This is a genomic window from Oceanobacillus sp. B139/18, from assembly GCF_055524595.1.
The window spans coordinates 339,620-363,136 of the sequence record NZ_JBVFXI010000001.1 but is presented as its reverse complement, the minus strand read 5'-3'; the positions used below and the strand labels follow the sequence as shown (position 1 = coordinate 363,136).

The 23,517-nt window shown below is 39.3% G+C and carries 27 protein-coding genes; all 27 read right to left on the bottom strand.

The genetic code is table 11. The features are described from left to right. The gene (fliR, locus tag ACZSMY_RS01730) at positions 1 to 780 is read right to left on the bottom strand and encodes a flagellar biosynthetic protein FliR (protein ID WP_212928510.1); all 780 of its coding nucleotides are present in this window, start codon (positions 778 to 780) and stop codon (positions 1 to 3) included. 5 nt (positions 781 to 785) lie between these two features. Further along, complete coding sequence (gene fliQ / locus ACZSMY_RS01725) at positions 786 to 1,055, bottom strand: flagellar biosynthesis protein FliQ (RefSeq protein ID WP_042535012.1); 270 nt, start codon at positions 1,053 to 1,055, stop codon at positions 786 to 788. Positions 1,056 to 1,101: 46 nt separating this feature from the next. Further along, positions 1,102 to 1,767: a flagellar type III secretion system pore protein FliP gene (gene fliP, locus ACZSMY_RS01720; protein WP_042535014.1), complete on the bottom strand. Its 666-nt coding sequence runs from the start codon at positions 1,765 to 1,767 to the stop codon at positions 1,102 to 1,104. Further along, positions 1,760 to 2,431, bottom strand: a complete 672-nt coding sequence (fliO, locus tag ACZSMY_RS01715; RefSeq protein WP_052485095.1) for a flagellar biosynthetic protein FliO — start codon at positions 2,429 to 2,431, stop codon at positions 1,760 to 1,762. The genes fliP and fliO overlap by 8 nt, the downstream gene beginning before the upstream one ends. Positions 2,432 to 2,464: 33 nt before the next feature. After that, positions 2,465 to 2,827, bottom strand: a complete 363-nt coding sequence (locus tag ACZSMY_RS01710) for a response regulator (RefSeq protein WP_042535016.1) — start codon at positions 2,825 to 2,827, stop codon at positions 2,465 to 2,467. Between the two features lie 37 nt (positions 2,828 to 2,864). Continuing rightward, positions 2,865 to 4,082: a flagellar motor switch phosphatase FliY gene (gene fliY, locus ACZSMY_RS01705; protein ID WP_465147426.1), complete on the bottom strand. Its 1,218-nt coding sequence runs from the start codon at positions 4,080 to 4,082 to the stop codon at positions 2,865 to 2,867. Continuing rightward, the gene (fliM, locus tag ACZSMY_RS01700; protein WP_042535021.1) at positions 4,072 to 5,064 is read right to left on the bottom strand and encodes a flagellar motor switch protein FliM; all 993 of its coding nucleotides are present in this window, start codon (positions 5,062 to 5,064) and stop codon (positions 4,072 to 4,074) included. Before fliM ends, fliY begins: the two co-directional genes overlap by 11 nt. Before the next feature lie 31 nt (positions 5,065 to 5,095). Beyond that, positions 5,096 to 5,515, bottom strand: coding sequence for a flagellar basal body-associated protein FliL (gene fliL, locus ACZSMY_RS01695; RefSeq protein WP_042535022.1), 420 nt, complete (start codon positions 5,513 to 5,515; stop codon positions 5,096 to 5,098). After that, on the bottom strand, positions 5,508 to 5,726 hold the full coding sequence (locus ACZSMY_RS01690) for a flagellar FlbD family protein (protein ID WP_040980122.1): 219 nt from the start codon (positions 5,724 to 5,726) through the stop codon (positions 5,508 to 5,510). Before ACZSMY_RS01690 ends, fliL begins: the two co-directional genes overlap by 8 nt. A 54-nt stretch (positions 5,727 to 5,780) precedes the next feature. After that, on the bottom strand, positions 5,781 to 6,578 hold the full coding sequence (flgG, locus tag ACZSMY_RS01685) for a flagellar basal body rod protein FlgG (protein ID WP_042535024.1): 798 nt from the start codon (positions 6,576 to 6,578) through the stop codon (positions 5,781 to 5,783). Between the two features lie 81 nt (positions 6,579 to 6,659). Then, a complete protein-coding gene (locus ACZSMY_RS01680; RefSeq protein WP_042535026.1) occupies positions 6,660 to 7,025 on the bottom strand; it encodes a TIGR02530 family flagellar biosynthesis protein in 366 nt (121 codons plus the stop codon). Further along, a complete protein-coding gene (flgD, locus tag ACZSMY_RS01675) occupies positions 7,025 to 7,537 on the bottom strand; it encodes a flagellar hook assembly protein FlgD (RefSeq protein WP_319022576.1) in 513 nt (170 codons plus the stop codon). Before flgD ends, ACZSMY_RS01680 begins: the two co-directional genes overlap by 1 nt. A gap of 45 nt (positions 7,538 to 7,582) precedes the next feature. After that, positions 7,583 to 9,397: a flagellar hook-length control protein FliK gene (locus tag ACZSMY_RS01670; RefSeq protein WP_246528978.1), complete on the bottom strand. Its 1,815-nt coding sequence runs from the start codon at positions 9,395 to 9,397 to the stop codon at positions 7,583 to 7,585. 40 nt (positions 9,398 to 9,437) lie between these two features. Further along, a complete protein-coding gene (locus ACZSMY_RS01665; protein WP_042535028.1) occupies positions 9,438 to 10,085 on the bottom strand; it encodes a magnesium transporter MgtE N-terminal domain-containing protein in 648 nt (215 codons plus the stop codon). 5 nt (positions 10,086 to 10,090) lie between these two features. Further along, positions 10,091 to 10,537, bottom strand: coding sequence for a flagellar export protein FliJ (gene fliJ / locus ACZSMY_RS01660; RefSeq protein WP_465147425.1), 447 nt, complete (start codon positions 10,535 to 10,537; stop codon positions 10,091 to 10,093). A gap of 14 nt (positions 10,538 to 10,551) precedes the next feature. After that, positions 10,552 to 11,862 (bottom strand): flagellar protein export ATPase FliI, encoded by a 1,311-nt coding sequence (fliI, locus tag ACZSMY_RS01655; protein ID WP_212928507.1) that lies wholly within the window; start codon positions 11,860 to 11,862, stop codon positions 10,552 to 10,554. Further along, positions 11,859 to 12,596 (bottom strand): flagellar assembly protein FliH, encoded by a 738-nt coding sequence (gene fliH / locus ACZSMY_RS01650; protein ID WP_465147424.1) that lies wholly within the window; start codon positions 12,594 to 12,596, stop codon positions 11,859 to 11,861. Before fliH ends, fliI begins: the two co-directional genes overlap by 4 nt. Then, positions 12,589 to 13,599: a flagellar motor switch protein FliG gene (gene fliG / locus ACZSMY_RS01645; protein WP_042535034.1), complete on the bottom strand. Its 1,011-nt coding sequence runs from the start codon at positions 13,597 to 13,599 to the stop codon at positions 12,589 to 12,591. The genes fliH and fliG overlap by 8 nt, the downstream gene beginning before the upstream one ends. Before the next feature lie 12 nt (positions 13,600 to 13,611). After that, positions 13,612 to 15,231 carry a flagellar basal-body MS-ring/collar protein FliF gene (gene fliF, locus ACZSMY_RS01640; protein ID WP_256704846.1) on the bottom strand — a complete coding sequence of 540 codons (1,620 nt, stop codon included), beginning with the start codon at positions 15,229 to 15,231 and terminating at the stop codon, positions 13,612 to 13,614. A gap of 227 nt (positions 15,232 to 15,458) precedes the next feature. Then, positions 15,459 to 15,761, bottom strand: a complete 303-nt coding sequence (gene fliE / locus ACZSMY_RS01635) for a flagellar hook-basal body complex protein FliE (RefSeq protein WP_042535038.1) — start codon at positions 15,759 to 15,761, stop codon at positions 15,459 to 15,461. A 23-nt stretch (positions 15,762 to 15,784) separates the two neighbouring features. Beyond that, positions 15,785 to 16,237, bottom strand: coding sequence for a flagellar basal body rod protein FlgC (gene flgC / locus ACZSMY_RS01630; protein WP_042535039.1), 453 nt, complete (start codon positions 16,235 to 16,237; stop codon positions 15,785 to 15,787). A gap of 2 nt (positions 16,238 to 16,239) precedes the next feature. Continuing rightward, on the bottom strand, positions 16,240 to 16,632 hold the full coding sequence (gene flgB, locus ACZSMY_RS01625) for a flagellar basal body rod protein FlgB (RefSeq protein WP_042535041.1): 393 nt from the start codon (positions 16,630 to 16,632) through the stop codon (positions 16,240 to 16,242). A gap of 557 nt (positions 16,633 to 17,189) precedes the next feature. Further along, positions 17,190 to 17,969 (bottom strand): GTP-sensing pleiotropic transcriptional regulator CodY, encoded by a 780-nt coding sequence (codY, locus tag ACZSMY_RS01620; RefSeq protein ID WP_042535043.1) that lies wholly within the window; start codon positions 17,967 to 17,969, stop codon positions 17,190 to 17,192. A gap of 29 nt (positions 17,970 to 17,998) precedes the next feature. Continuing rightward, positions 17,999 to 19,396 (bottom strand): HslU--HslV peptidase ATPase subunit, encoded by a 1,398-nt coding sequence (hslU, locus tag ACZSMY_RS01615; protein ID WP_042535044.1) that lies wholly within the window; start codon positions 19,394 to 19,396, stop codon positions 17,999 to 18,001. 61 nt (positions 19,397 to 19,457) lie between these two features. Continuing rightward, positions 19,458 to 20,003, bottom strand: coding sequence for an ATP-dependent protease subunit HslV (gene hslV, locus ACZSMY_RS01610; RefSeq protein WP_042535046.1), 546 nt, complete (start codon positions 20,001 to 20,003; stop codon positions 19,458 to 19,460). Between the two features lie 13 nt (positions 20,004 to 20,016). After that, positions 20,017 to 20,910 carry a tyrosine recombinase XerC gene (gene xerC / locus ACZSMY_RS01605; RefSeq protein ID WP_193064983.1) on the bottom strand — a complete coding sequence of 298 codons (894 nt, stop codon included), beginning with the start codon at positions 20,908 to 20,910 and terminating at the stop codon, positions 20,017 to 20,019. Positions 20,911 to 21,359: 449 nt separating this feature from the next. Next, positions 21,360 to 23,438: a type I DNA topoisomerase gene (gene topA / locus ACZSMY_RS01600; RefSeq protein ID WP_193064960.1), complete on the bottom strand. Its 2,079-nt coding sequence runs from the start codon at positions 23,436 to 23,438 to the stop codon at positions 21,360 to 21,362. Positions 23,439 to 23,517: the final 79 nt, after the last annotated feature.

Sequence of the window (23,517 nt, the reverse complement as noted above, 5' to 3'; positions counted from 1 at the left end):
TTAAACACCTCCAAATAAAGCCATTAACTGCTCCATTACACGGAACATTGCTTCAAAAACAGATTGCAGCAAGCCGATGTAAAGTGCTAGAAATACAAGAATTGCTACAAAGCTGACAAGGATTTTTAATGGCAGCCCAACGACAAACACATTCATCTGCGGTACTGTCCGAGCCACAATCCCTAAGGCAACATCCACTAAAAACAAACAGCCTACAATGGGTACTGCGATTTGGAAAGCAATCAGAAACATTGTGTTAAACGTTGTCAGCACAAGTTCAACAATGCTTTCCTCTCCAAATGGAATAAATTGATCTAAAGGGATATATGTGAAACTGTTCATCATCCCATTCAAAATCATATGATGGCCATCTACGGATAATAGAAATAGCAGAGCAATAATATAGAAATACTGGCCTGTCAACGGACTTTGCGCCCCAGTTTGCGGATCTATCACATTGGCAATCGCAAATCCCATTTGAAAATCAACAAATCCCCCGGCAACCTGAATAGCTGAAACAAGAATAAAAGCAATCAATCCGATACAAATTCCAATGAGAGCTTCCTTAAACAGCAGGAATAAATATAAATCATTCAGCGCAACATTACTGATATCTACCGTAGGAATTAAAATGAGTGTCAGAAAAAAACTGATTCCTATTTTAAATTGAACAGGAACAGACCGATAAGAGAATAGAGGCATAATGACAAAGAAAGCCATAATCCGGACAAATATTAACATGAACGCAGGAACAAGGTTCCAATTTATCATTTCAATCATCAGATCTACCCTATGTATTGGTTAATATTCATATATAGACTGGAAGTAAATTCAACAATGGTTGTTAACATCCAAGGTCCAAAAAATACGAGACCAAGTAGTACCGCCAAAATTTTTGGAATAAATGCAAGTGTCTGTTCTTGAATTTGTGTTGTTGCCTGAAAAATACTTACAAGTAAACCTACGGCCAAAGCCAGCAGCAATACAGGAACCGTTATTAATAAAATTGTAAAGATTCCCCGTTCAGCCAGGGTTAATACTAATTCACTACTCATTAATTATACTCCTTCCACTTCCAATACCACTTTCAATACGGTTCTACTAGAAACCACCGAGCAGTGACTGCGTAATCAAATACCACCCATCAACCAACACAAATAATAATATTTTAAATGGCAATGAAATCATTACCGGCGGCAGCATCATCATCCCCATGGACATTAAGATACTTGCGACAGCCATATCAATAATTAAAAATGGAATAAAAATCATAAAGCCCATCTGAAATGCCGTCTTTAATTCACTGATTGCAAATGCAGGGACTAAAGTGGTTAACGGAATATCCTGTACCGTTTCCGGCGGTTCTGCCTCTGTATAACTCAAGAATAATTGCAAATCCTTCTGCCTTGTATGCTGCGCCATAAATTCTTTTAACGGAACACTTGCATTTTCATATGCTTCATCCAACGTTATCTCCTCTTCAAAAAGCGGAGATAATCCTTGTTCATAGACTTCCGAAAAGGTAGGAGCCATGATAAAGAACGTCATAAACAAAGCAATACCGATGAGTACCTGATTTGGGGGCATCTGCTGCGTAGCTAATGATGTACGTACAAAGGATAAAACAATAATAATCCGTGTAAAGCTCGTCATTAAAATTAAAATTCCCGGAGCTAAGGAAAAAATCGTTAATAATAACAGGAGCCTCACAGAGGTGGCTATATTCGTCGGGTCAGAGCTAGAAAAGATATCTATAAAATCATTCATTTGAATCGTCCTTATGCTTATTAATTAGATTCTGGCGATTTTTACGAATCGATTTCAGCTCTCTGGTAAGTAATTGATCAAAAGACTTGCCAGACGCTTTCTTCCCATTGTCATTTTTTTCTCTTGAAAAGAATGATAATGGATCTGAACCCTTCTCTGCTGACTGATCAAGTAACTGTTCTATTGTTTCTGGATCATCGATTTCCTCTAAAAGCTCCACATTATCTCCAACGCCAATAAGATAATATTTGTTTCCTGCACGGATAATTTGAACAGATTTATTTGCTCCGACAGATACTCCGCCTACATTTCTTAAGAGACCCGGCTGCTGATTAAACCCGTTTCTCTTTCCTAAAAACTTTAATACGACATAAACTAAACCTAATACGAGTGCCAGACCAATAACCAGACGCACAATCTGCCAGCCCATGGATGAATTAGAAGCTTCGTCCTCCACTAAAAATTCATTGTTATTGTCTATGATTGTATCTTCATCGTTTACATCCGGCTGTTCATTATTTAAATTTACTTCTTCTTCATTACACTCCTCTTCATTTTCGAGGCAGTCTAACACATTTGCTTCTGCGCCTACGCTGATTGGGAGCAGCAGAAATAATAGAATCCCTGCCCCCAACGCATATATACGCCATAATTGCTTCTTCAATCTCGTCAACTCACTTTTTAAATTGAAGTCTATTTAGCCGAGTGCTTTTTGAATTGCTTCAATGACACGATCTGCTTGGAATGGTTTAACAATAAAGTCTTTTGCTCCGGCCTGGATAGCATCAATAACCATTGCCTGCTGTCCCATAGCTGAACACATAATGACTTTTGCATTTGAATTAACCTGAAGAATTTCTTTTAATGCTGCTAATCCATCTTTTTCCGGCATCGTAATATCCATTGTTACTAAATCAGGCTGAAGTTCCTTATATTTTTCAACAGCTTCGTTGCCGTCCTGTGCTTCTCCAACCACTTCAAAATCATTCTTTGTTAAAATATCCTTGATCATCATTCTCATAAAAGCTGCATCATCTACTATTAAAATCTTTTGGCCCATTTTTTCTCTCTCCTTCAATATACCTAATTATGCATATCTATTTTCTTAAATGCTGGATTCTATCATGCTGACTGACGATATCTGTTACACGAACCCCAAAGTTTTCGTCAATAACTACGACTTCTCCTTCAGCAACTAATTTTTCATTTACCAGAATATCTACAGGTTCTCCCGCCAGTTTATCTAATTCAATAATAGAGCCGGCTCCCAGTTCTAATATTTCCTTGATAGACTGCTTTGTCCTGCCCAATTCCACAGTGACTCTTAATGGAATATCCATTAACATATCTAAATTCCGCTGCCCTTGATAATTGAGCGGAGCCTGCTCGAATTCAGAAAATGCTGCTTCCTGGACATCCGCTTCCTGGGAGCTTGGTCTTCCTAAAATCTCATCATCTTTTTGATTCGTAGTTCCTGTATTTCCAGCAGGCCTGACAGGTTGTTCTTGTTCAGCCTGTTTCTCTTCAGTTACCGGCGCAGCAGCAACTGCTGAATGCGTATTTACACTTGCTGCAGTCTGACTTACTGCTGTTTCTGGTTCCTCTTTGACAGAAGGCTCTTCTTTAGTTTCAGGAGCCGGATTCATTAATTGGTGTACTAATTCTTTAGCAAAATCCAACGGAACCAGCTGTACCATATTGGAATCTATTAAATCTCCAACCATTAACTTGAAAAATACTTTAACGTACACTTCGTCTTTAAATAAACCTTCTTTTTTTTGATTTTCCAGTCCATGAATAATCTCAGGCGGTGAAATATCTATTTTCTTATTAAATACAGTAGACATGCTGGTAGCAGCTGCTCCCATCATCTGATTCATGGCTTCTTGAACGGCACTTAGGTGCATTTCGTTCAGTTCTTTATCCGGGTTTGTCCCGTCTCCGCCAAGCATGATATCTGCGATTACTGCCGCATCCTCTGATTTAATGAAAAACACATTATTGCCAGTAAAGCCTTCTATGTAATTAACTTGAACACTCACAGGTTTAAATGTAACTTCTTCTTCTAATTGATCCTTGCCAATCACCGTGACAGCCGGTGTAGTAATTTCTACCTTCTGGTTTAACAGTGTAGACAGTGTAGTAGCAGAGCTTCCAAAGGAAATATTACCGATTTCCCCCAAGGCATCCTTTTCGATACTTGTTAAAAATGCTTCGTCTGCCGTCTGCTCCTGCTGGTCATCCTCCTGTTCATCTGCAGGCACCTTAAGCAGGGCATCTATTTCTTCTTGTGACAGCTTGCCGTCATTCATCATTTTCCATCACCCCATTCAGTTCCTCTAATACTTGGACAGACATTTTATGCCGATACTTTCCCGGCTGTACAAGAAACTTAAATTCATCATTTACAGCCATTTTTAATGGTGCATCAATTGCTTGATCCAACGCAATCACATCGCCGACAGAGAACTTCAAAAATTCATCAATATTGATGGATGCTTCCCCCAGAACAGTTTTTACTTCTACATCGGTATTTTGAAGATACTTCGACATTCTTTGCAGACTTTTTTCATCTTTGTTTTTATTCGTCTGCATCCAATAGCTTGCAGAAAGCTTTGGTATAATCGGCTCCAAGATAATATGCGGAATACATATATTAATCATCCCGGATACCTCTCCAATCATAGCGGTTAACGAAACAACTACCACCGTTTCTGTGGGTGCAACGATTTGCATAAATTGGGGATTCTCCTCGAATTCTTCTAAAATGGGTTCGATATCTGCAACAGATGACCAAGCTTCCTTTAAGCTGACTTCTGCTTTCTCAAATAATTGTGTGAGCAAAATCTTTTCAATTTCTGTCAAACTGCTTGTTTTCGAACCAGTAGAACCTTTTCCTCCAAGTAATCGTTCCAATAATGCAAATGCTACATTGGGATTGATTTCCATGATTAAATTGCCATCTAATGGCTCCAAACTATAAATATTAAGTACGGTCGGCTTCGGTACAGAGCGTATAAATTCCTCATAAGGCACTTGATCGACAGAGGTAACATTAATATTCACGTATGTCCTGAGCTGTGTAGCAAAAAAAGTTGTCAGCAACCTTGCATAATTCTCATGCAGTCTTGAAATGCTGCGTATCTGGTCTTTTGAAAAACGTAACGCTCTCTTAAAATCATAAACACGAATGCGTTTTTCATCTTCTTCTTTTTTCAATTCTTCCGCATCCATTTCTCCTGATGTTATCGCTGAAAGCAAGGCATCAATTTCATTTTGCGATAATACCTCATCCATAAACTTTGGTCACCTCCTGACATGATAGAATCTATTGAAGTATTTTCTTAATGGTATATACTTCGGTAACCGTTCCTTCTGTCATCATTTCATTTAAATCTGTTTTCAATGTATCCTCGAGCTCGTCCAGACCTGTTTGAAAATCATCCACTTCCATAACGGCCAATTCTTTAATTAATAAATTCGTAATTTGAAAGCCCCGTTTTTCTAATTCTTCCACTGCTTTATTATCATCTGTAATAACTTGAAATTGAACCTGGACATATCGGTCGTCCTTAATATCTGTAGTCACCTCTGGCGTTTCATAAGAATGGCTTACCATATCATCAATCGATTGCTCTCCAGAAGTTTCTTCCGGCTCATTAACATAGATAACGATAATAAGCGTTGCTACAACGCCAACAAGTAATGTAATAATAGATGTCATAGCTATTTTTACTATTTTACTCATTCTTTTCACCTGCCTTTAACGGGAGTGCGGGAAACCCAATCTGGTGATAAAAGGCTGTTACCTTTTCAATAATTTCTTCTTCGCTTTCTTTGACAAACACCTTTTTTCCGTTTAATAGAGAAATGCTTGTATCGGCATATGCCTGTACCTGCTCAATCATGATAGCATTCAGAACAAAAGGTTCATTATTTAATCGGGTTAATCGAATCATACGTTATCGGGACTAACCTGATGTCCATTCAGGTCAGTCCCCTTCCCCCTTTGCTTATCGTTTTAGATTAACAAGCTCTTGTAAAATTTCATCAGACGTTGTAATTATTCTCGTGTTTGCCTGGAATGAACGCTGTGCTGTAATCATTTCTGTGAACTCTTCGGATAAGTCAACGTTGGACATTTCCAATGCACCGCTGATTATTTCACCAGTTCCATTTGCTCCCGGACCTTCTAGACCTGTACCAACTAGTCCAGCATTATTTGTAGCGGCGTACAAGCTGCCACCAACTTTTTCCAATCCAGCTGGGTTGGAAAACTTCGCTAATGCGATTCGTCCTACTTCTTCTGTATTCTCATTAGCATCCGTATAGGTGACCGTTCCATCCGGCTGCACACTGAAACTCTCGGCATTTTCCGGAATGGTAAGATTTCCTCCTCCTTCAGCCTGTAAATAATATCCGTTTGCATTAACGATATTCCCGCCAGCGTCTAAGTAAAAGTTGCCTGCGCGGGTATAGTAATTTGTATCACCCTCCTGTACGACAAACATCCCATCTCCTTGGATCGCAAAATCTAATGGATTATTCGTTGTTTGTCTGGAACCTGGAGTATGTGTATTTGAAATGGCACCTTCCTGTGAACCAAGACCAACTTGAGATGCATTAATCCCGCCACGTCCATTTCCCGGTCCTTGTGCTGCTGAGGTTGTCTGACTCAGCATATCCTGAAAATTAATATTCGATTTCTTATAGCCTGATGTATTCACGTTTGCAATATTATTACCGATAACATCTAATTTTGTTTGTGAATTTTTCATTCCTGAAATACCTGCGTACATTGAACGTAACATGATTATTTCCCCTTTTTATTTTCATTTGACCGCTTCTGTCATTCCGCGGCAATAGGCTTCCCATAAAGGGTCCGGCCTTTTTTACAATAAAATTGTTCCATCAATATTGGTAAATACTTTTTTATCTGCTTCTGATTGGTTTAGCGCTGTAATCACTGTATTATTTTTGACACTGACTACCATTGCATTGCCATCAATTACGACCAATGCATCTTTTACACCTTTTTGTTTTGCTTCTTTTACTTTCTCTTGAATAGACTGCCATTCTTGATTGCTAAGCTGGATATTCCGCTCTTGCATCCGTTCTGCGGCATGCTTACTGATTGTCAGCTCTTGCTGGTTTTGAAGAATATCTCTAAAGGAAATTGCTCCTTTTTTCGGTGCCGCTTTTTGTATATGCTGTTCCTGTGATATAGGTGGTACGATTGGTTGGATGGGGCGAACCATTATTCTTCTCCCTCCTCATTTTCCGAAGGGTCTGTCACCTCATTTTCTGATTCATTATCAGTTTCTTCTCCGGATGCTCCTACTTCAATAACGGTATCAGCATAGATTTTTTGGCCATTTTCTAAATGAAAAACAGCCCATCCATCCTGTTGAGATACAGAAATAATTTTGCCTGATTCCACACCTGTTTCTCTTCCGGTCTCTTTATCAAAGGTTCTATAATTTACCGTTTCTCCAATCATATGGCTATATTGAATAGCCGGAGATACGAGCTGATTATTTACTAAGAGTTCCATCGAATTAGACATATTCGTCATTTGCTCCAGGGAAGAAAATGATGCCATTTGCGCTATAAATTCTGATTCATCCATCGTATTCATCGGATTCTGGTTTTGCATTTGGGCAATCAATAATTTTAAGAATTCGTCTTTTCCCAGTTCAGAAGAAGGCTCTCTTGTTTTTGGCTGATTACTTAAGTATAAAGATGGATCTATAGAAGTGATCGTTGTCACCGCCTTTCAAATTCCGGCTACGTTTTTGTGCAGCTGTGGTTATTATTAAACTTGCTCCTCTATATTTTGCGATAGCAGTTTCTCCATAAATGATTCAAAGGATTCTGTTTCAGAAGACGAATCCTGTTCATTGGAGTCAGAAGCTGTTTCCTGGTGCTCTGAATGCTGCTCACTTTGATTTTCTTTCGCATTTTTCGATGCATCTGTCTGCGAAGCATTCACATTATCCTGCCTCTCAACCGATACCTGATGCGGTGAAAACACATTTCTCAGCTGGTGCAGATTCGATTCCAATACTTCCTTCACCGCTTTAGAAGAAACAAGCATCTGTACTGTCAACTCTCCATTTGTCTGTATAAAACGTATCGTCATATCACCTAGGTTCTCCGGTCTCAATTGGATGGAGATGGGATTTTGTCCCCGCACAAAATTTTGCAGGCGCTGACTTTGTACAATTGTTTCAATTTTCTCGATCAGCTCTTTACCTGATAGGCCTTTTGATGAATCTGTCTGCCCCATCTGAACAATAAATTGTTCTATCTTGGAGATAGGAAGACTATCCTGCTTAAAAACAGCCGGCGATGCATCTTGGAATGACGTTTGCAGCCAGGCTGCCATTTTCGGCTCGATCCGAGGAACAACTTCAGCTTCCGCTTTTACTGGCTGGTGGTAACCTGTTTCATTAGCTGTCTGCCTGACTAATTGGACATCGTTATTCTGCTTGATAACTCCAGGAGATACTTCTTTAAAAATGGATTGCAGCCACCCTGCAATTCTAGCCTCCACACGCTGTAATCCTTCTGCATCTAGTCCGGTTTTATCGGTCTGTTCGACCACCGCAGAATTTGCTTTACGGTTGTTTAGCATTTGTTCTTCTGGCAAGTTGGCGGCCAGCAATTGATGTGCAATTTGATTTACTATCTGACTAGAAACGGAGGAATCTGCTATTTGGAGCTGCTGGCTTATACCTTGGATGAATTGTTGTATTCTGGCTTGCTGCTCTGCTTGTTCAGCCTCAACCCAACTGCCTTTCATCTGCTCTTCAGTCATTAAACCGGCTTCAATCAATAAATCATCTATCTTTTTTTCTATTTGCTCCGCTGTTGCCCCATCGGCCCTCAGCATAAATTCATTAAAATCTTGCAAAGCCTTGATTACTTCCACATTTTCAAAGTCGTCAGCATCATTTATTTCTTCTTCCCGCAAGCCAGCTTCAAGCATTTGATACGCCATTTGATGTACAGTCTGTTCAAAAATGGAGGAATCAGCATGTTGCATTTGCTGGTAAATACCGTCCAGCACTTCCTGTTTATCTATCTCAGGATTTTCTTTAAAAAACTGCTCCCAATCCTGCAGCAATTGCGCTAATAAGCTGGATGTATCATGTATATCTGCAGTTTGTTCTATTCCTTGCAGCTGCTTGGTTATTTCGTTATAAATGTCTATCGCAGGCTGTAAATCTGCCATTGAGGATATTTCTGGGTGCTCCGCAAGCGCTGAAGATAGATATTGGCTAAGCAGATTCTCTATCTGTAATCTTTGCTGATCACCATTTTTTTCTAAAGAACTCTCTTGCTGAGTTACTGCATTTTCCATTAACAAAGCAACGATTTCTTCCTGCAAAACATCATTATCTTTCAAAATAGCAAGTACTTCATCAGGAAGTGATTCTCCTACCTGTTCAAACACATCTGCTAACTGCTGCTTCTGATTTTGCTGAAGCGGGGTTTTTATATCCCCCCTGGCAGGTAGTGACCCTGATTGCTGTAATAATAAATCACCAAAACGGGAGCCTTGCTGTGTTCTTGACTTGATACTCGCCTGATTGGAAAACATAAGATCAGCTATATTCAGCCTCATCGCATTCACTTTTTCACCTCCTTTCAAGTTTCTTATATTGTTACTCCATTAACATTTGCGTATAGGTCGTCGCCGCTTCCACATTCATTTGCTGTAATATATCACCGCGGTCCCCAGTAGACATTTCTTCTAAAATAGTTACGGCTAAATCAGCTTCCAGGTTTTCTAGAATAGCAGCTGCTTCCTTACTCTTCATACCTTCCAATGTTCTTGTCATCGAACTTTTTTCTGAAACGGCACCAGCCTCAGCTTGCGCCTGCTCCCCGCCTTGCTGCTCATCGCTTTGTTCTGTATCCTCGTTATTTTCGTTTTCTTCCTGTTCTTCTTCCAAACTGCTAATCTCGCTTTCTAAATCAGCAATTGTTTCTTCAAGCTCTTGGATTTGTTCATCTTTATTATTGATGATTTCATTTCTGCTTTCCAATTGATTTTGCAATGCCTGTAAATCATTCAATTCACTTATTTCTTCATTTGATTCGTCTGTGAACATTTCTCCGACAACCGGAATGGATTGACCTCGTTCCTTCAGCCAATCTAATGTATTAAATCCGGCAATATGTAAAACAAAGACGACAATAACAGCCAGGATAAAAAGTGGCATAGCTATTAAAAACAGCTTCATAAAGATACCTGGAGACTTCTTAACTTCCGGTTCCGTTTCACTTTGTTTTTTATTTTTATTTTTCATTATTTTCACCTTTGATTTTGTCTCAGATATTGTTGCATGGACATTTCATCCATAAACGCAGCTTCCTGCTTTTTTAATACGGCTTTAGCTTCCTCTTTTTTTAAATCAATCATCTTATCGTATTTTTTATACTCAATATAAGCTTCCGATAATTTCGTTTGCTTAGAATTCATGTCATTTCTTGCTCTCTGTACTAGCAGCTGCACCGTTTGAATTTGATTGGTCAATTTTTCTATATAAGCAGACTGTTCTTTTATTTTTTCAATAGATGTAGATGCTTGAATCGCATTTTCAAAGGTACTTTCTGCAATTTCTTTTTTCTTCAATAAGCTGTATAATTCTCTGGCAATTTTCTCAAATGTTTCTTGGGATTCCGCATAAGCCCGCTGAGCTACTTGCTTCTCATTATCATGCAAATCCCGTATTTTAGCTAAACTGGATATCTTAGCCATTTAAAACAACTCCTTTATTGAACCAGGTTTTTCATCATCTGTACGGTTTCTTCAAAACTAACTTGTTCATAGACCCCTTGTTTTAAAAAAGAAACAATATTTGGATATGATGCCACAGCTAAGTCCACTTCAGGGTTTGTTCCTTTTTTATATGCGCCGATAGAGATTAATTCGTTATTTTCTTCGTAGACAGCGAGAAGCGTCCTTAATTTTGTAGCAATTTGCTGATGCTCATCTGTTGTAATCACATTCATGACCCTACTGATTGACTTCAACACATTGATTGCAGGATACTGGCCTCTTTCTGCGATTTTCCGATCCAGAACAATATGGCCATCCAATATTCCTCTTACTGCATCAGCAATTGGCTCGTTCATATCATCGCCGTCAACGAGCACGGTATAAAAACCCGTAATCGAACCATTTTCATCTGTCCCAGCCCGCTCTAAAAGCTTGGGTAAGATTGAGAACACACTCGGAGTATACCCCTTTGTCGTTGGCGGCTCTCCAACAGCCAAACCAATTTCCCTTTGTGCCATTGCAACACGGGTGACAGAATCCATCATTAAATTCACATTAAATCCCTGTTCTCTGAAGTATTCACTGATTGCCGTTGCTGTATATGCCCCGCGAATCCGCATAAGTGCAGGCTGATCAGAGGTTGCTGCAACAATAATGGATTTTTTCAGTCCTTCTTCTCCTAAATCATGCTCAATAAATTCCCGGACCTCTCTTCCTCGTTCACCGATAAGAGCAATAATGTTCACATCCGCATTGCTATTCCTTGCAATCATTCCCAGCAATGTACTTTTTCCTACTCCGCTCCCGGCAAACAAACCGACACGCTGTCCTATTCCCATTGATAAAAAACCATCAATTGCCCGGACGCCAACCTGTAGCGGCTGCCTGATTGTCGGCCTGGAAAGAGGATTCGGCGGCTTTCTCTCCGTCTGATATCCTGTTAAGCCTTTAGGCAGTGCTTCGCCGTCTAAAAGTGGTTTTCCCAACGGATCCAGCACATGTCCTATCAAGCTCCGGCCAACTTTTACGTTTAATGGATTTCCAGTGGCTTCTACTAAACAGCCTGAACCCACTTCGTTTACTTCCCGATAAGGCATTAAAATGATTTTTTCATTTTGAAACCCTACCACTTCTGCTAAAATAGGCTCTCCCTTATCAGAGCTCGTATGAATGTAACAAACCTCGCCGATGTTTGCTGCAGGTCCTTCCGATTCAATCATCAAACCTACAACACGAATCACTTTCCCATACCGTTTATATGGAATGGTCTTCTCTATGACTGAAATCAAGGCCTCTTTATTCATTCGGCATCCTCCATGACATAATCCATTAATGCTTCCCGGATTTTTTCAAGCTGTGTATTCACACTTGTTTCTATCTGACCGTGCGGGTATTGGATAATACAGTCTGTCGGCTGAATGTTCATATCAGCGTGGATAGAAAGTTTCGTTTCATCCCCGATTATGCGCTGCAGTTCTTCCTGATAGGAATGAACCTCCTCATAATAATCCGGGTGGATAACAATGCTAATAATTGGCTGAGATTTCACTTCATCAAGTGCATCCTTTATTAATGTTCTAATATAATCCGGCTGCTCCTTCAGCTCATTATGTAAAACTTTATTCGCTGTCGCCATGGCTATTTCTACAATACTTTCTGATTGCTTTTCCAATGTTTGATGATAGTCCTCTTTCGCTATATCAACGATATGATTTGCCTCCTGCAGTTTGTATTCAAACTGTGTATAAGCTTCTTGTTTTCCATCCTCATAACCCTTGTGGAATCCTTGTTTCCGGGCAAGCTCTATTAGCTCTTGCTTTTCTGTTTCCCATTTTTTCCGTGCTTCCTCTATCTGGTTATCCGCTTCTTCTACCCGCTTTTTCTGCTTTTCTTCAATGGAAGCTAATTCCTGTTTTTGGCAGGAAATCGCCTCCGTTAATTGCTGGTGTACTTCTTTTGCGTCATCTTGAGGAGCTTTGGCTCGTGTAACAATAGACTCAATTGGTTTAATCGATATTTGTTTTTTTACATCAGACAATAATATCGTCTCCTCCGCCTCGTGCCACAACAATTTCTCCTTTTTCTTCCAGCCCGCGTATCACATTGACAATTCTTGTTTGTGCCTCTTCCACATCTTTTAGACGCACCGGCCCCATAAATTCCATTTCCTCTTTAAAGGTGGTCACCATCCGTTCAGACATATTTTGGAACACAATGTCCTTCACTTCATTGCTTGCTACTTTGAGAGATAATCGCAGGTCATCATTGTCAACTTCTCTGATAACACGCTGAATCGCCCGGTTATCCAATGTAACAATATCTTCAAATACAAACATTCTTTTCTTGATCTCTTCCGCCAAATCCGGGTCCTGTGACTCCAGAGCTTCTAATATCGTTCTTTCTGTAGAACGATCGACTCCATTCAGTACTTCTACCACCGTTTGGATACCGCCCGTCTGTGTATAATCTTCTGTCATGGATGAAGATATATTTTTCTCCAGCACCTGCTCTATTTGACTGATAATCTCTGGAGAGGTGGAGTCCATCGTAGCAATTCTGCTGGCCACCTCCGCCTGTACATTTTTGGGCAGTGCAGAAAGGATTTGACCGCTCTGTTCCGCATCCAGATAAGAGAGGATCAGTGCAATAGTTTGCGGATGCTCTCCCTGAATATAATTCAAAACCTGCTGCGGGTCTGCTTTTCTCGCAAAATCAAACGGTCTCACCTGCAAGGAAGAAGTCAGGCGATTAATAATACTGGATGCCTCCTGCTTCCCGAATGCTTTTTCCAACACCGTTTTAGCATATCCAATCCCTCCCTGAGAGATATAGTCTTGTGCCACAGCAATTTGATGGAACTGATTTAATATATCTTCTTTTAAATTAGAATCTACCTTTTTAACAGAGGAAATATCTAAGCTCAGCTTTTCAATTTCTTCCTCTGATAGATACTTATACACTTGTGCTGATACATCCGGACCTAATGAGATTAAAAGAATGGCTGCTTTTTGTCTGCCTGTCAGTGTATTTTTTCTTGCCATAAATAAAACCTCCTAATCCTCATTCATCCAGCTGCGTAATAATTTCGCAAATTCTTCTGGTTTTTCGTTTGCAATTTTCTCCAATTGTTTTCTCCTGATAACTTCTTCTGTATCTTCTCTAGGAAGTTCAGGAATAATTGGTTCTTCATTATCTGCTACAGAAGCTAACGGCTGCTCTTCCTCAATTTCCTCTTCCAGCCATTCTTCCTCTGTACGGTTCCTTCTGAGCATAAAGAGTAAAATAATGATGACAATTAGTAAAATTCCGCCAACAATATAAAGCCATATAGGGATTCCTGCTCCTGACGGTTCTTCCTGCTCCCCGACTGAAGTGCTGAATTCCTGAAACACAATCGAGGTATTCGGTTCAGCTTCTTCCTCCATATCCTGTAAATCTCCGTCAACCGATGTTTCTATGATGGAATTCAAAATGGATTCCACACCTTCTTCCACATCTGTCTGTTCCTGCTGGTTTAAAAATTCTATTTCTCCATCTTCTCCTTGTCTTGTGCTGTTAACTGCCACCTGTATGCCAAGGTCTCTGATTTGATAAGGGCTTTCCACTATCTCACGGCGGATACGGTTAAATTCATAATTGATTGTTTCTCTATCTAATTCATAGTCCCCGTCATTGTCCCCTTCTTCAGCAGGAAAGTTCGCAACATCTTCTTCCCCGGCTCCTGCAACGCCATCCGGGGCTCCTTGACCAGTGTAAGATTCTTGAATCGTCTCCAGACTGACCGGTATTCCTTCCATTGCTTCAAGATCAACAGGCTCCACTAATTCTTCTGTACGGTTTTCTTGTGAAAAATCAATATCTGCCGTAACGGAAACAACAATATTTTCATTTCCTACCATTGTTCCGAGCATTTGCTGCAGCCTGCGCTGAATATCACGTTCTACATCTTTTTTAATGGTTTGCTGATTTGAGTATGTATCCTGACCGCCGGCTAATTGCGTTTCCTGGTCATAATATTCAAAGTACTGATTCATAATAATAATATCTTCTGCATCTAAATTAGGGATTGCCTTTGACACCAGATGATATAGACCGTCTACTTGATTTCCCTCAAATTGATATCCCGGCTGTGTATGTAACATAATAGCAACACTGGCTTCTCCTGTTGCTTCATCGGCAAACACAGGCTGTTCAGGCATGTTTATCATGACATTTGCATCTTGTATACCTTCAATTCCTGAAATTAAATTCCCGAGCTCTGTTTGCATCGCATCTAGTTTCATGACACTGAATTCATTCTCCGTAATACCCCATGAGGCATTTTCACTAAAAAAAGAATAATCTATACTCCCGCTGTTTGGAAGCCCCATAGAAGCAAATTCTAATAATAACGAATCAACCTGCTCCTCAGGCACCAGAATGGTAGTTCCGCCATTTTCAAGCTCATATGGCACTGTTCTGGTATCTAACTCCGTTGTAATTTGGCCGGCTTCCTGCATGGACAAATTATTATACAAAGGAACATAGTTTGAATTGGAACTAAAAAAAGTTACCGCAGCAATTAACAAAACGATTAATACTGCTCCGCCGATCATCGTCCCTTTTTGCCCCTTCGATCTGGATTTCCAAAAAGTAAAAGTGGATTCTCTCCATTTTTGTAATTTCTCTTTCATATACACTACCCTCACTAAATTCAAAACTATTCTCTGTACACTTAAGATTGTTCAAAAAGTCCAATTAAAATAACTTATCATAAAAACTTTCTATGTTAAGAGCAGCTGCATCATGTAATTCCTGCATTGGAATATTTTTCGGATATAATGCATCACCCTATCCAAGCCGTAAGCTGATTCTTTGTTTGTACTTTTTTGAACAAACATTTTCAGCTTAATTATTATCATTATACCTGCATCCGCATAATCTCATTGTAGGCATCGATTACTTTACTCTGTACTTGGACACCTGTTTCCAGTGTGACGCTTGCTTTTTGAGCAGTTATCATCACATCATGCAGATTCTCCACACTGCCATTTGCTAATCCATTCGTTTTATTATCAGATTCTAATTGAATATGATTTAAATCCTCTATAGCATTTTTTAACATGGAAGAGAAATTACTTTGTGCTTGACTTGGAGTTAACCGCGAAGATTGCCCTTCTTCAACCGGGTTTACTGGAGGGAGATAAGTTCCAATCGTATTCATTTTGTTCTACCACCTTTACCTTTTTATTGTCCAATTTCTAATGTTTTCATAAGCATTCCCTTACTCGCATTAAAAGCAGTTACATTTGCTTCATAGGAGCGGGAAGCACTCATTAAATCAACCATTTCTTTTAACGGGTCTACATTGGGCATTTCTACATAGCCGTCTTCATTTGCATCGGGGTGCTCCGGATTATATACAAGTTCAAACGGTGTCTGATCCTCTACTATTCCAGTTGCACGCACACCGCCGCCAGAGGCATTATTTCCTTCTGCATGCTTTAACATCTGCTTAAAGGAAGGCTGCCCTGTGCCAAATGTTGCCATTTTCCGGCGATACGGTTCAAACTCTCCATCAGCATTTTGGGTTGCTCTGGTTGTCTGTGCATTTGCCAAGTTAGAGGACACCAGATCCATACGTAATCTCTGTGAGGTCAAACCGCTTGCGCTGGCATCCATTGATTGAAAGATAGACAATTTTAATTACCTCCTCGAATGACAGATTGTAAGCTGCTGAATTTTCCATTCATACGATCGATAAGGCTATTGTAATAAATTTGATTTTTAGCCAGTTCTGACATTTCTCTATCAATATCGACATTATTCCCATTGTGATTATATGTAGTTGACGCGTCCTTCACAATACGGTACGGACGGTTCTCTTCTTCACCAAAGTTCAAATGACGTTCATTGGTTGTTCTAGCTTGAAGTCCAGACATCTCATTTTCTAAAGCGGATTTAAAACTTACTTTATCAGCTTTATAATTTGGTGTATCAGCATTTGAAATATTATTAGAAATAACATTATTTTTTGCAGAAGCGTACTGTATCGAATTTTCTAAGTTACCAATCGTGCCGCTAAATAAATCCATTTTATTCTTTACACCTCTTTTTTTTCATAAACACCCATAAATTACATTGTTTATACGAATTAATTTTAAATTAAGTGATAGACAAAGTCTATGCAATTTCTACATTATTATTGACAAATTAAAAAATCATTCATTTTTACTAGACCAAAAGGCCCTATAAATGATTTTTATTTGTTGTTTTCCACAAATGCCCTCGCAAGCTTTGTATCAGCTGCAAATTCTATAATACATTCTCCATAACCAAATATACATAGAAAAACAGGTCATTGGACCTTATTTCCATTCTACCTTTTAAAATAAAGGAATTCAATATACTCATTAAAAATATTTATTAAATATAATTTACTAATCGTTCTTGTTCAAAAAGTCGCCAAAATAAAATTAGCCTGCTAGAACCGCAGACTTTCCGTTGCTATTATTACTGAACATAAAAAATCGGGACTTTAGTTAGTCACCGACAGAAAATATGTTATAAAACGCAATATCCTTCCTTATTCGCACATAAAAAAACTGTGAAGAAATATTTCCCTCACAGCATTTTTAAGTTTATTTACTTTTTAGCGTGTACGGATTTTTTCTAATTCTACTAAGAATTTATCATTTAATACTTTAATATACGTTCCTTTCATACCTAGAGAACGAGATTCGATAACTCCTGCACTTTCCAGCTTGCGAAGTGCGTTAACAATAACAGAACGGGTAATTCCTACACGGTCAGCAATTTTACTTGCTACTAATAAGCCTTCTTTTCCATTTAACTCTTCAAAAATATGATCGATTGCTTCCAGTTCACTGTAAGACAGAGAGCTGATTGCCATTTGTACAACAGCTTTGCTTCGAGCTTCCATTTCAATTTCTTCCGTTTTTTCATGAAGAATCTCCATGCCTACTACCGTTGCACCGTATTCAGCCAACAATAAATCATCATCATTAAATGTTTCGTTCACACGGCCGATGATTAACGTTCCTAAGCGTTCTCCTCCGCCGATAATTGGAACAATAGTCGTATAGCCGTCTTTGAATAACTCTTTATTTTCTACAGGGAATACTGTGTGTTTGTTTTCAATATCCAAGTTTGCAGTTGTTTCACGGATTTCTTGTAATCCTTCTGTATATTCTACAGGAAATTGTTTTTCTTCAAGCATAGATTTCATACGGTCATTTTCAACCTCTTGGTTCACTGCGACACCTAATAATTTTCCGCGTCTGCTGACAATATATACATTCCCGCGAATCACATCACGCAATGATGCTGACATTTCATTGAAATTCACTGACTTTCCTGTTGCTGTTTGTAACATTGCATTAATTTTTCTTGCTCTCGTTAATAAATCCATTTGATATTCCTCCATTTTGGTATTTTAAATTATAATATAAATTGACTGAGATCCTTGTTTTGAGCAATTGTCGAAAGCTTATCATTAACATACCCTTTTGTAATTTCAACTTCTGTCATTGAAATATCAGGAGCTTCATAGGATAGGTCCTCTAATAATTTTTCCAAGATTGTGTGTAATCTGCGAGCCCCAATGTTGTCGGTCTCCTGGTTCACATCATAAGCAATTTGCGCAAGTCTCTCTATAGCTTCGTCCGTAAATTTAAGTTTTATACCTTCTGTTTCTAGCATTTGCTTATATTGTTTTAATAAGGCATTGGAAGGCTCTGTTAAAATTTGCTTAAATTCATTGATTGTAAGCTTCTCCAACTCTACGCGAATTGGAAACCTGCCTTGCAGCTCAGGAATCAAATCAGAAGGTTTCGACATATGAAAAGCTCCTGCAGCGATAAATAGGATATGATCCGTCTTCAAGGTTCCATGCTTGGTGACAATCGTTGATCCTTCCACAATCGGCAGAATATCCCTTTGTACACCTTCTCTGGAAACATTTGCAGAGCCTTCTTGTTTGCCTGCTACTTTATCAATTTCGTCAATGAAAATGATACCTGTTCGTTCAGAGCGGTTAATCGCTTCTTGAGTGACCTCATCCATATCGACAAGCTTTTGCGCCTCTTGCTGGGTCAACACTTTTCTTGCCTCAGAAACGGTTAGTTTCCTTTTCTTCTTCTTTTTGGGCATGAACTGACCAAAAGCATCCTGCATGTTCATCCCCATTTGTTCCATTCCCGAACCTTGCAGCATGTCAAACATTGAAGGCGGAATTTCTTCTACTTCAATAGAAACATAATGGTCTTCTAACTCACCTAATGCCAGCTGATGAGCTGTTCGTTTTCTTTTGGTCCTTATCTCTGATTCTTCATTCGAAGCATCATCTTCTTGATCTTCATCTGAATCAGAGCCTTGAAACAACATTTCAAAAGGGTTTTTCACGGAGTTTTTAGTTTTTGTCTGTGGTACAAGCAGTTTAACAAGTTTTTGATTTGCTTCCTGCTCCGCCCGCTCCATGACATCTTCCATCTTTTCTTCTTTCACCATTCGTACAGCTTTTTCCACTAAATCACGAACCATTGATTCCACGTCTCTGCCGACATAACCAACTTCTGTGAATTTTGTAGCTTCTACTTTAACAAACGGTGCACCGACCAGCTTTGCAAGCCGTCTGGCAATTTCTGTTTTACCTACACCAGTCGGACCAATCATTAAAATATTTTTGGGCACGACCTCATCTTGAAATTCTTCATCAAGCTTCATTCGCCTATAGCGATTTCTCAGAGCTACTGCCACCGATTTTTTCGCTTGCTTTTGCCCTATAATATATCTGTCTAATTGATTCACTATTTGCTTTGGCGTTAAATCCACCGTCATCAAAAGCATCCTCCTTTGTCAAGACTTCATTAAAAGCGTTCATTCAAAAAGAAAGAAACGATTATTCCAGTACTTCTAACGTAATCTGATCATTCGTAAACACACAAATATCTCCTGCAATTTCTAACGCAGTTTGCGCAATCTCAGCAGCAGATAACTGCGGTGCTTTTTGAAGCAATGCTCTGCCGGCGCTTAACGCATAGTTGCCTCCAGAACCAATAGCAAGTATCCCGTCGTCCGGCTCAATAACTTCTCCTGTGCCGGATACAAGGTACATATTTTCTTTATTCATGACTATCAGCATAGCTTCGAGCTTTCTGAGAACTTTATCAGAACGCCATTCTTTTGCTAATTCGACAGCAGCTCTTGTCAAATTGCCATTAAATGCTTGTAGCTTACCTTCAAATTTCTCAAATAATGTGAAGGCATCTGCCACAGATCCGGCAAACCCAGCCAGAACTTCTCCATTATACAAAGTTCTCACTTTTTTTGCGGTTTGCTTCATAATGACGGCATTGCCAAGTGTCACCTGGCCGTCACCGCTCATGGCACATTTTCCATTATGCTGCACCGCAAATATGGTTGTAGCATGCATTTGGGAGTCCATATATCCACCTCACTTATTTTTTATCATTTGCGCGCGGATGGCTTTTCATATAAGCCTTCTTCAAATGCTCTTTTGAAACGTGCGTATATATTTGGGTAGAGGATAAACTTTCATGTCCTAATAGTTCCTGCACAGACCTTAAATCAGCTCCCTCATTCAACATATGCGTTGCAAAAGTATGCCTGAGCTTATGAGGATGCACTTGAATATTTATAGAAGCTTTTTCTACTATTTTATTTAACACAGTACGAATGCCTCTTGTGGTTATCGGATTTCCTCTTGCATTTAGAAATACATTCTCTGTTTTGTTATTTGATTTATTCAGTAATTTTTTCCTTCCGTGGAACAGATACTTTTCTAAAGCCGCTTCCGCGAAACTGCCAAAGGGGACATAACGTTCTTTCCGCCCTTTCCCTTTTACAAAAATAGTTCCAATCGAAAAATCAATATCCTGCAAGCGCAATTGCTGACACTCGCTGACGCGGATTCCGGTTCCATACAGAACCTCCAGCAGCGCTTGATTGCGCTGCCCTAAATTTGTCGTCAAATCACTCACACAAAAAAGCTTCTCCAACTCCTCTTCATACAAAAAGCCTGGGACAGGTTTTTCTGACTTAGGGAGTGAAAGCTGCGTAAACGGATTCCCCACAATCAGCTTCTCCCGTTCCAAAAAACGGTAAAAGCTTCTCAGTGAAGATATTTTTCTGGAGACAGACCTTTTGCTTAACGCATTGTTATATAACTCTGTAAGAAATATCCGGACTTCCCGGTAGGTTACATCTTTTAAATCATATACTTCTTCTCTTTGCATAAAAGCTTCGAATGTTTCTAAATCAGTCCGATAAAATTGAATGGTATACGGTGAGGCATTTTTTTCAATTTGTAAATACTCTATAAACTGGTCCATGTATGTTTTTAAATTCACAAAGAAGTCACCTCATCATCGTATAACGGATAAAGCATAGCACACTCCTTCTGAGATTGCAATGAATTTAACTAAATTGTAATAAAATTCAGAAAGGTGCTTAGAGTTATGAATATTCGATGAAGTGAAAAAACAACGAAAGGGTGGTTAGGAGTATCTGAAGATCCTGTTTATTTCCATTCTATAAGTGTATCCACAAAACGATAAATAACTGCTCCAATAGCTTGGGGTCTTCCTGCTAAATAGTTGAACAGCTTCTGTAAAGGGAAATGCCTTACCAAATAGATTTTAATAACAATTATAATTTTAGTCAACTTTAACGATTATTATACGTCTAATTCAACGTTTCTAACTAACACGATGCATCTCTTTTTATTATTTATTTTACATTTCTTCACACACAGCAGAACAGAAGCAGCTGATGATATCAGCTACTTCTGTGCAACTTCCTTATATTCACAATTAGAGCATTGAACTTGCGTTTCTTTTTTACTTTTCTTTTCAACCAGCATGGAGTCACATTTTGGACACGTTCTGGCAATCGGTTTATCCCATGATACAAAATCACATTCCGGAAATTGGTCACAGCCATAGAAAGTTCTTTTTTTCTTTGATTTCCTTTCTACAACATCCCCCTCTTGACATTTCGGACAAGTGACACCAATTTTCTTTAAAATCGGTTTTGTATTTCTGCATTCAGGGAAATTGGAGCAAGCTAGAAACTTCCCATAGCGGCCCATTTTATATACCATTTCGTGTCCGCATTCTTCACAGGTAATTCCGGCAGGCTCATCACGTATTTCTACCTTTTCCATCTCAGCATCTGCTTTTTCAAGCCGTTTGCTGAAGTCCTGGTAGAAATCGTCAATAATTTGTATCCAGGCTGTTTTCCCTTCCTCAACAGAGTCTAAGTCTGTTTCCATTTTGGCAGTGAATTCTGCATCAATGACTTCAGGGAAAAACTCTTCTACAAGCTCGCAGACGATGGTTCCAAGCTCCGTTGGCACAAACCGCTTATTATCCATGGATACGTAGCCTCTGCGCTGAATCGTATCCAGCGTTGGTGCATAAGTAGACGGCCGGCCAATGCCCATTTCTTCCATTGTTTTAACCAGTCTTGCATCAGTATACCGTGGAGGCGGCTGGGTGAAATGTTGATTCGGCTTCACTTCTTTCGATTCAACTTTCATTCCCTCTTCCAGCTCCGGCAATATTTTATCTTCCTGTTTTTTATTGTCATCGTTGCCTTCCACATAAACTTTCATAAACCCTTTGAATTTTATCTTTGAACCGGTTGCACGAAACTCCACCCCATTGTTTAACAGGTGGACAGTCATCGTATCCATTACAGCAGGCGCCATTTGACTGGCAACAAAGCGTTCCCAGATCAGTTTGTACAAACGCAGCTGATCTCTTGATAAAATATTTTTTAATGCCTTAGGGTCCCGTAAAGTGGAAGTCGGGCGAATGGCTTCATGGGCATCTTGCGCGCCGCTTTTATTTTTAACAGGGCTTTGCTTGCCAAGATACGTTTCGCCATAGTTCTCTTTGATGTAGCCTTTTACTTCTTCCTTCGCCCCATCTGAGATTCGTGTGGAATCTGTACGCATATACGTAATTAATCCAGTAATCCCGCCTGAAGAACGCCCTAAATCAATACCTTCATATAATTGCTGGGCAATCATCATCGTTTTCTTTGCACGGAAGTTAAGTTTTCTTGCTGCTTCCTGTTGAAGGGATGAAGTAGTAAATGGATGTGCTGGATTTCGTTTTCTTTCTCTTTTTTTCACACTTTGAATGGTGAACTCTTTTCCGTCCAGCTTCTTTTTAACCTCTTCCACATCATCTTTTGTTTTAAGCTTTGTTTTTTTACCATCGACACCATAAAAGGCGCCTTCAAATGTTTCGTTTCCTTTTGCAAATAATCCGTCGATAGACCAGTATTCTTCCGGCTGGAAATTCTCAATTTCTTTTTCTCTATCAATAATCATTTTTAAAGCAACAGACTGTACTCGTCCGGCACTCAATCCTTTTTTCACTTTCTTCCATAGTATAGGACTGATATTATAGCCTACTAAACGATCGAGAACGCGGCGGGCCTGTTGCGCATCAACCAAGTCTAAATCTATCGCCCGGGGATTCTTAAAGGATTCTTTAATGGCATCCTTAGTAATTTCGTTAAAAACAACCCGGCATTTTGAATTTTCATCCACATTTAAAACATGAGCTAAATGCCATGCAATTGCTTCTCCCTCGCGATCCGGATCGGCTGCGAGATAGATTTTTTTGGCTTTTTTTGCTGATTTTCTTAAATCTTTAAGTATATCCCCTTTTCCGCGAATAGTAATATACTTTAATTTATAATTTTCCTCAACGTCTACTCCCATTTGACTTTTTGGCAAATCGCGAAGATGCCCCATGGAAGCTTTTACTGTATATTTTTTTCCTAAATACCGTTCAATCGTCTTTGCTTTCGCTGGCGACTCAACGATAACGAGATAATCTGACATGTACGTTCCTCCCATAATGAGGTTGACAATTTACGAATAGAAATCTTTCCTAATACTATAGATAGAATACGTTTTTGTC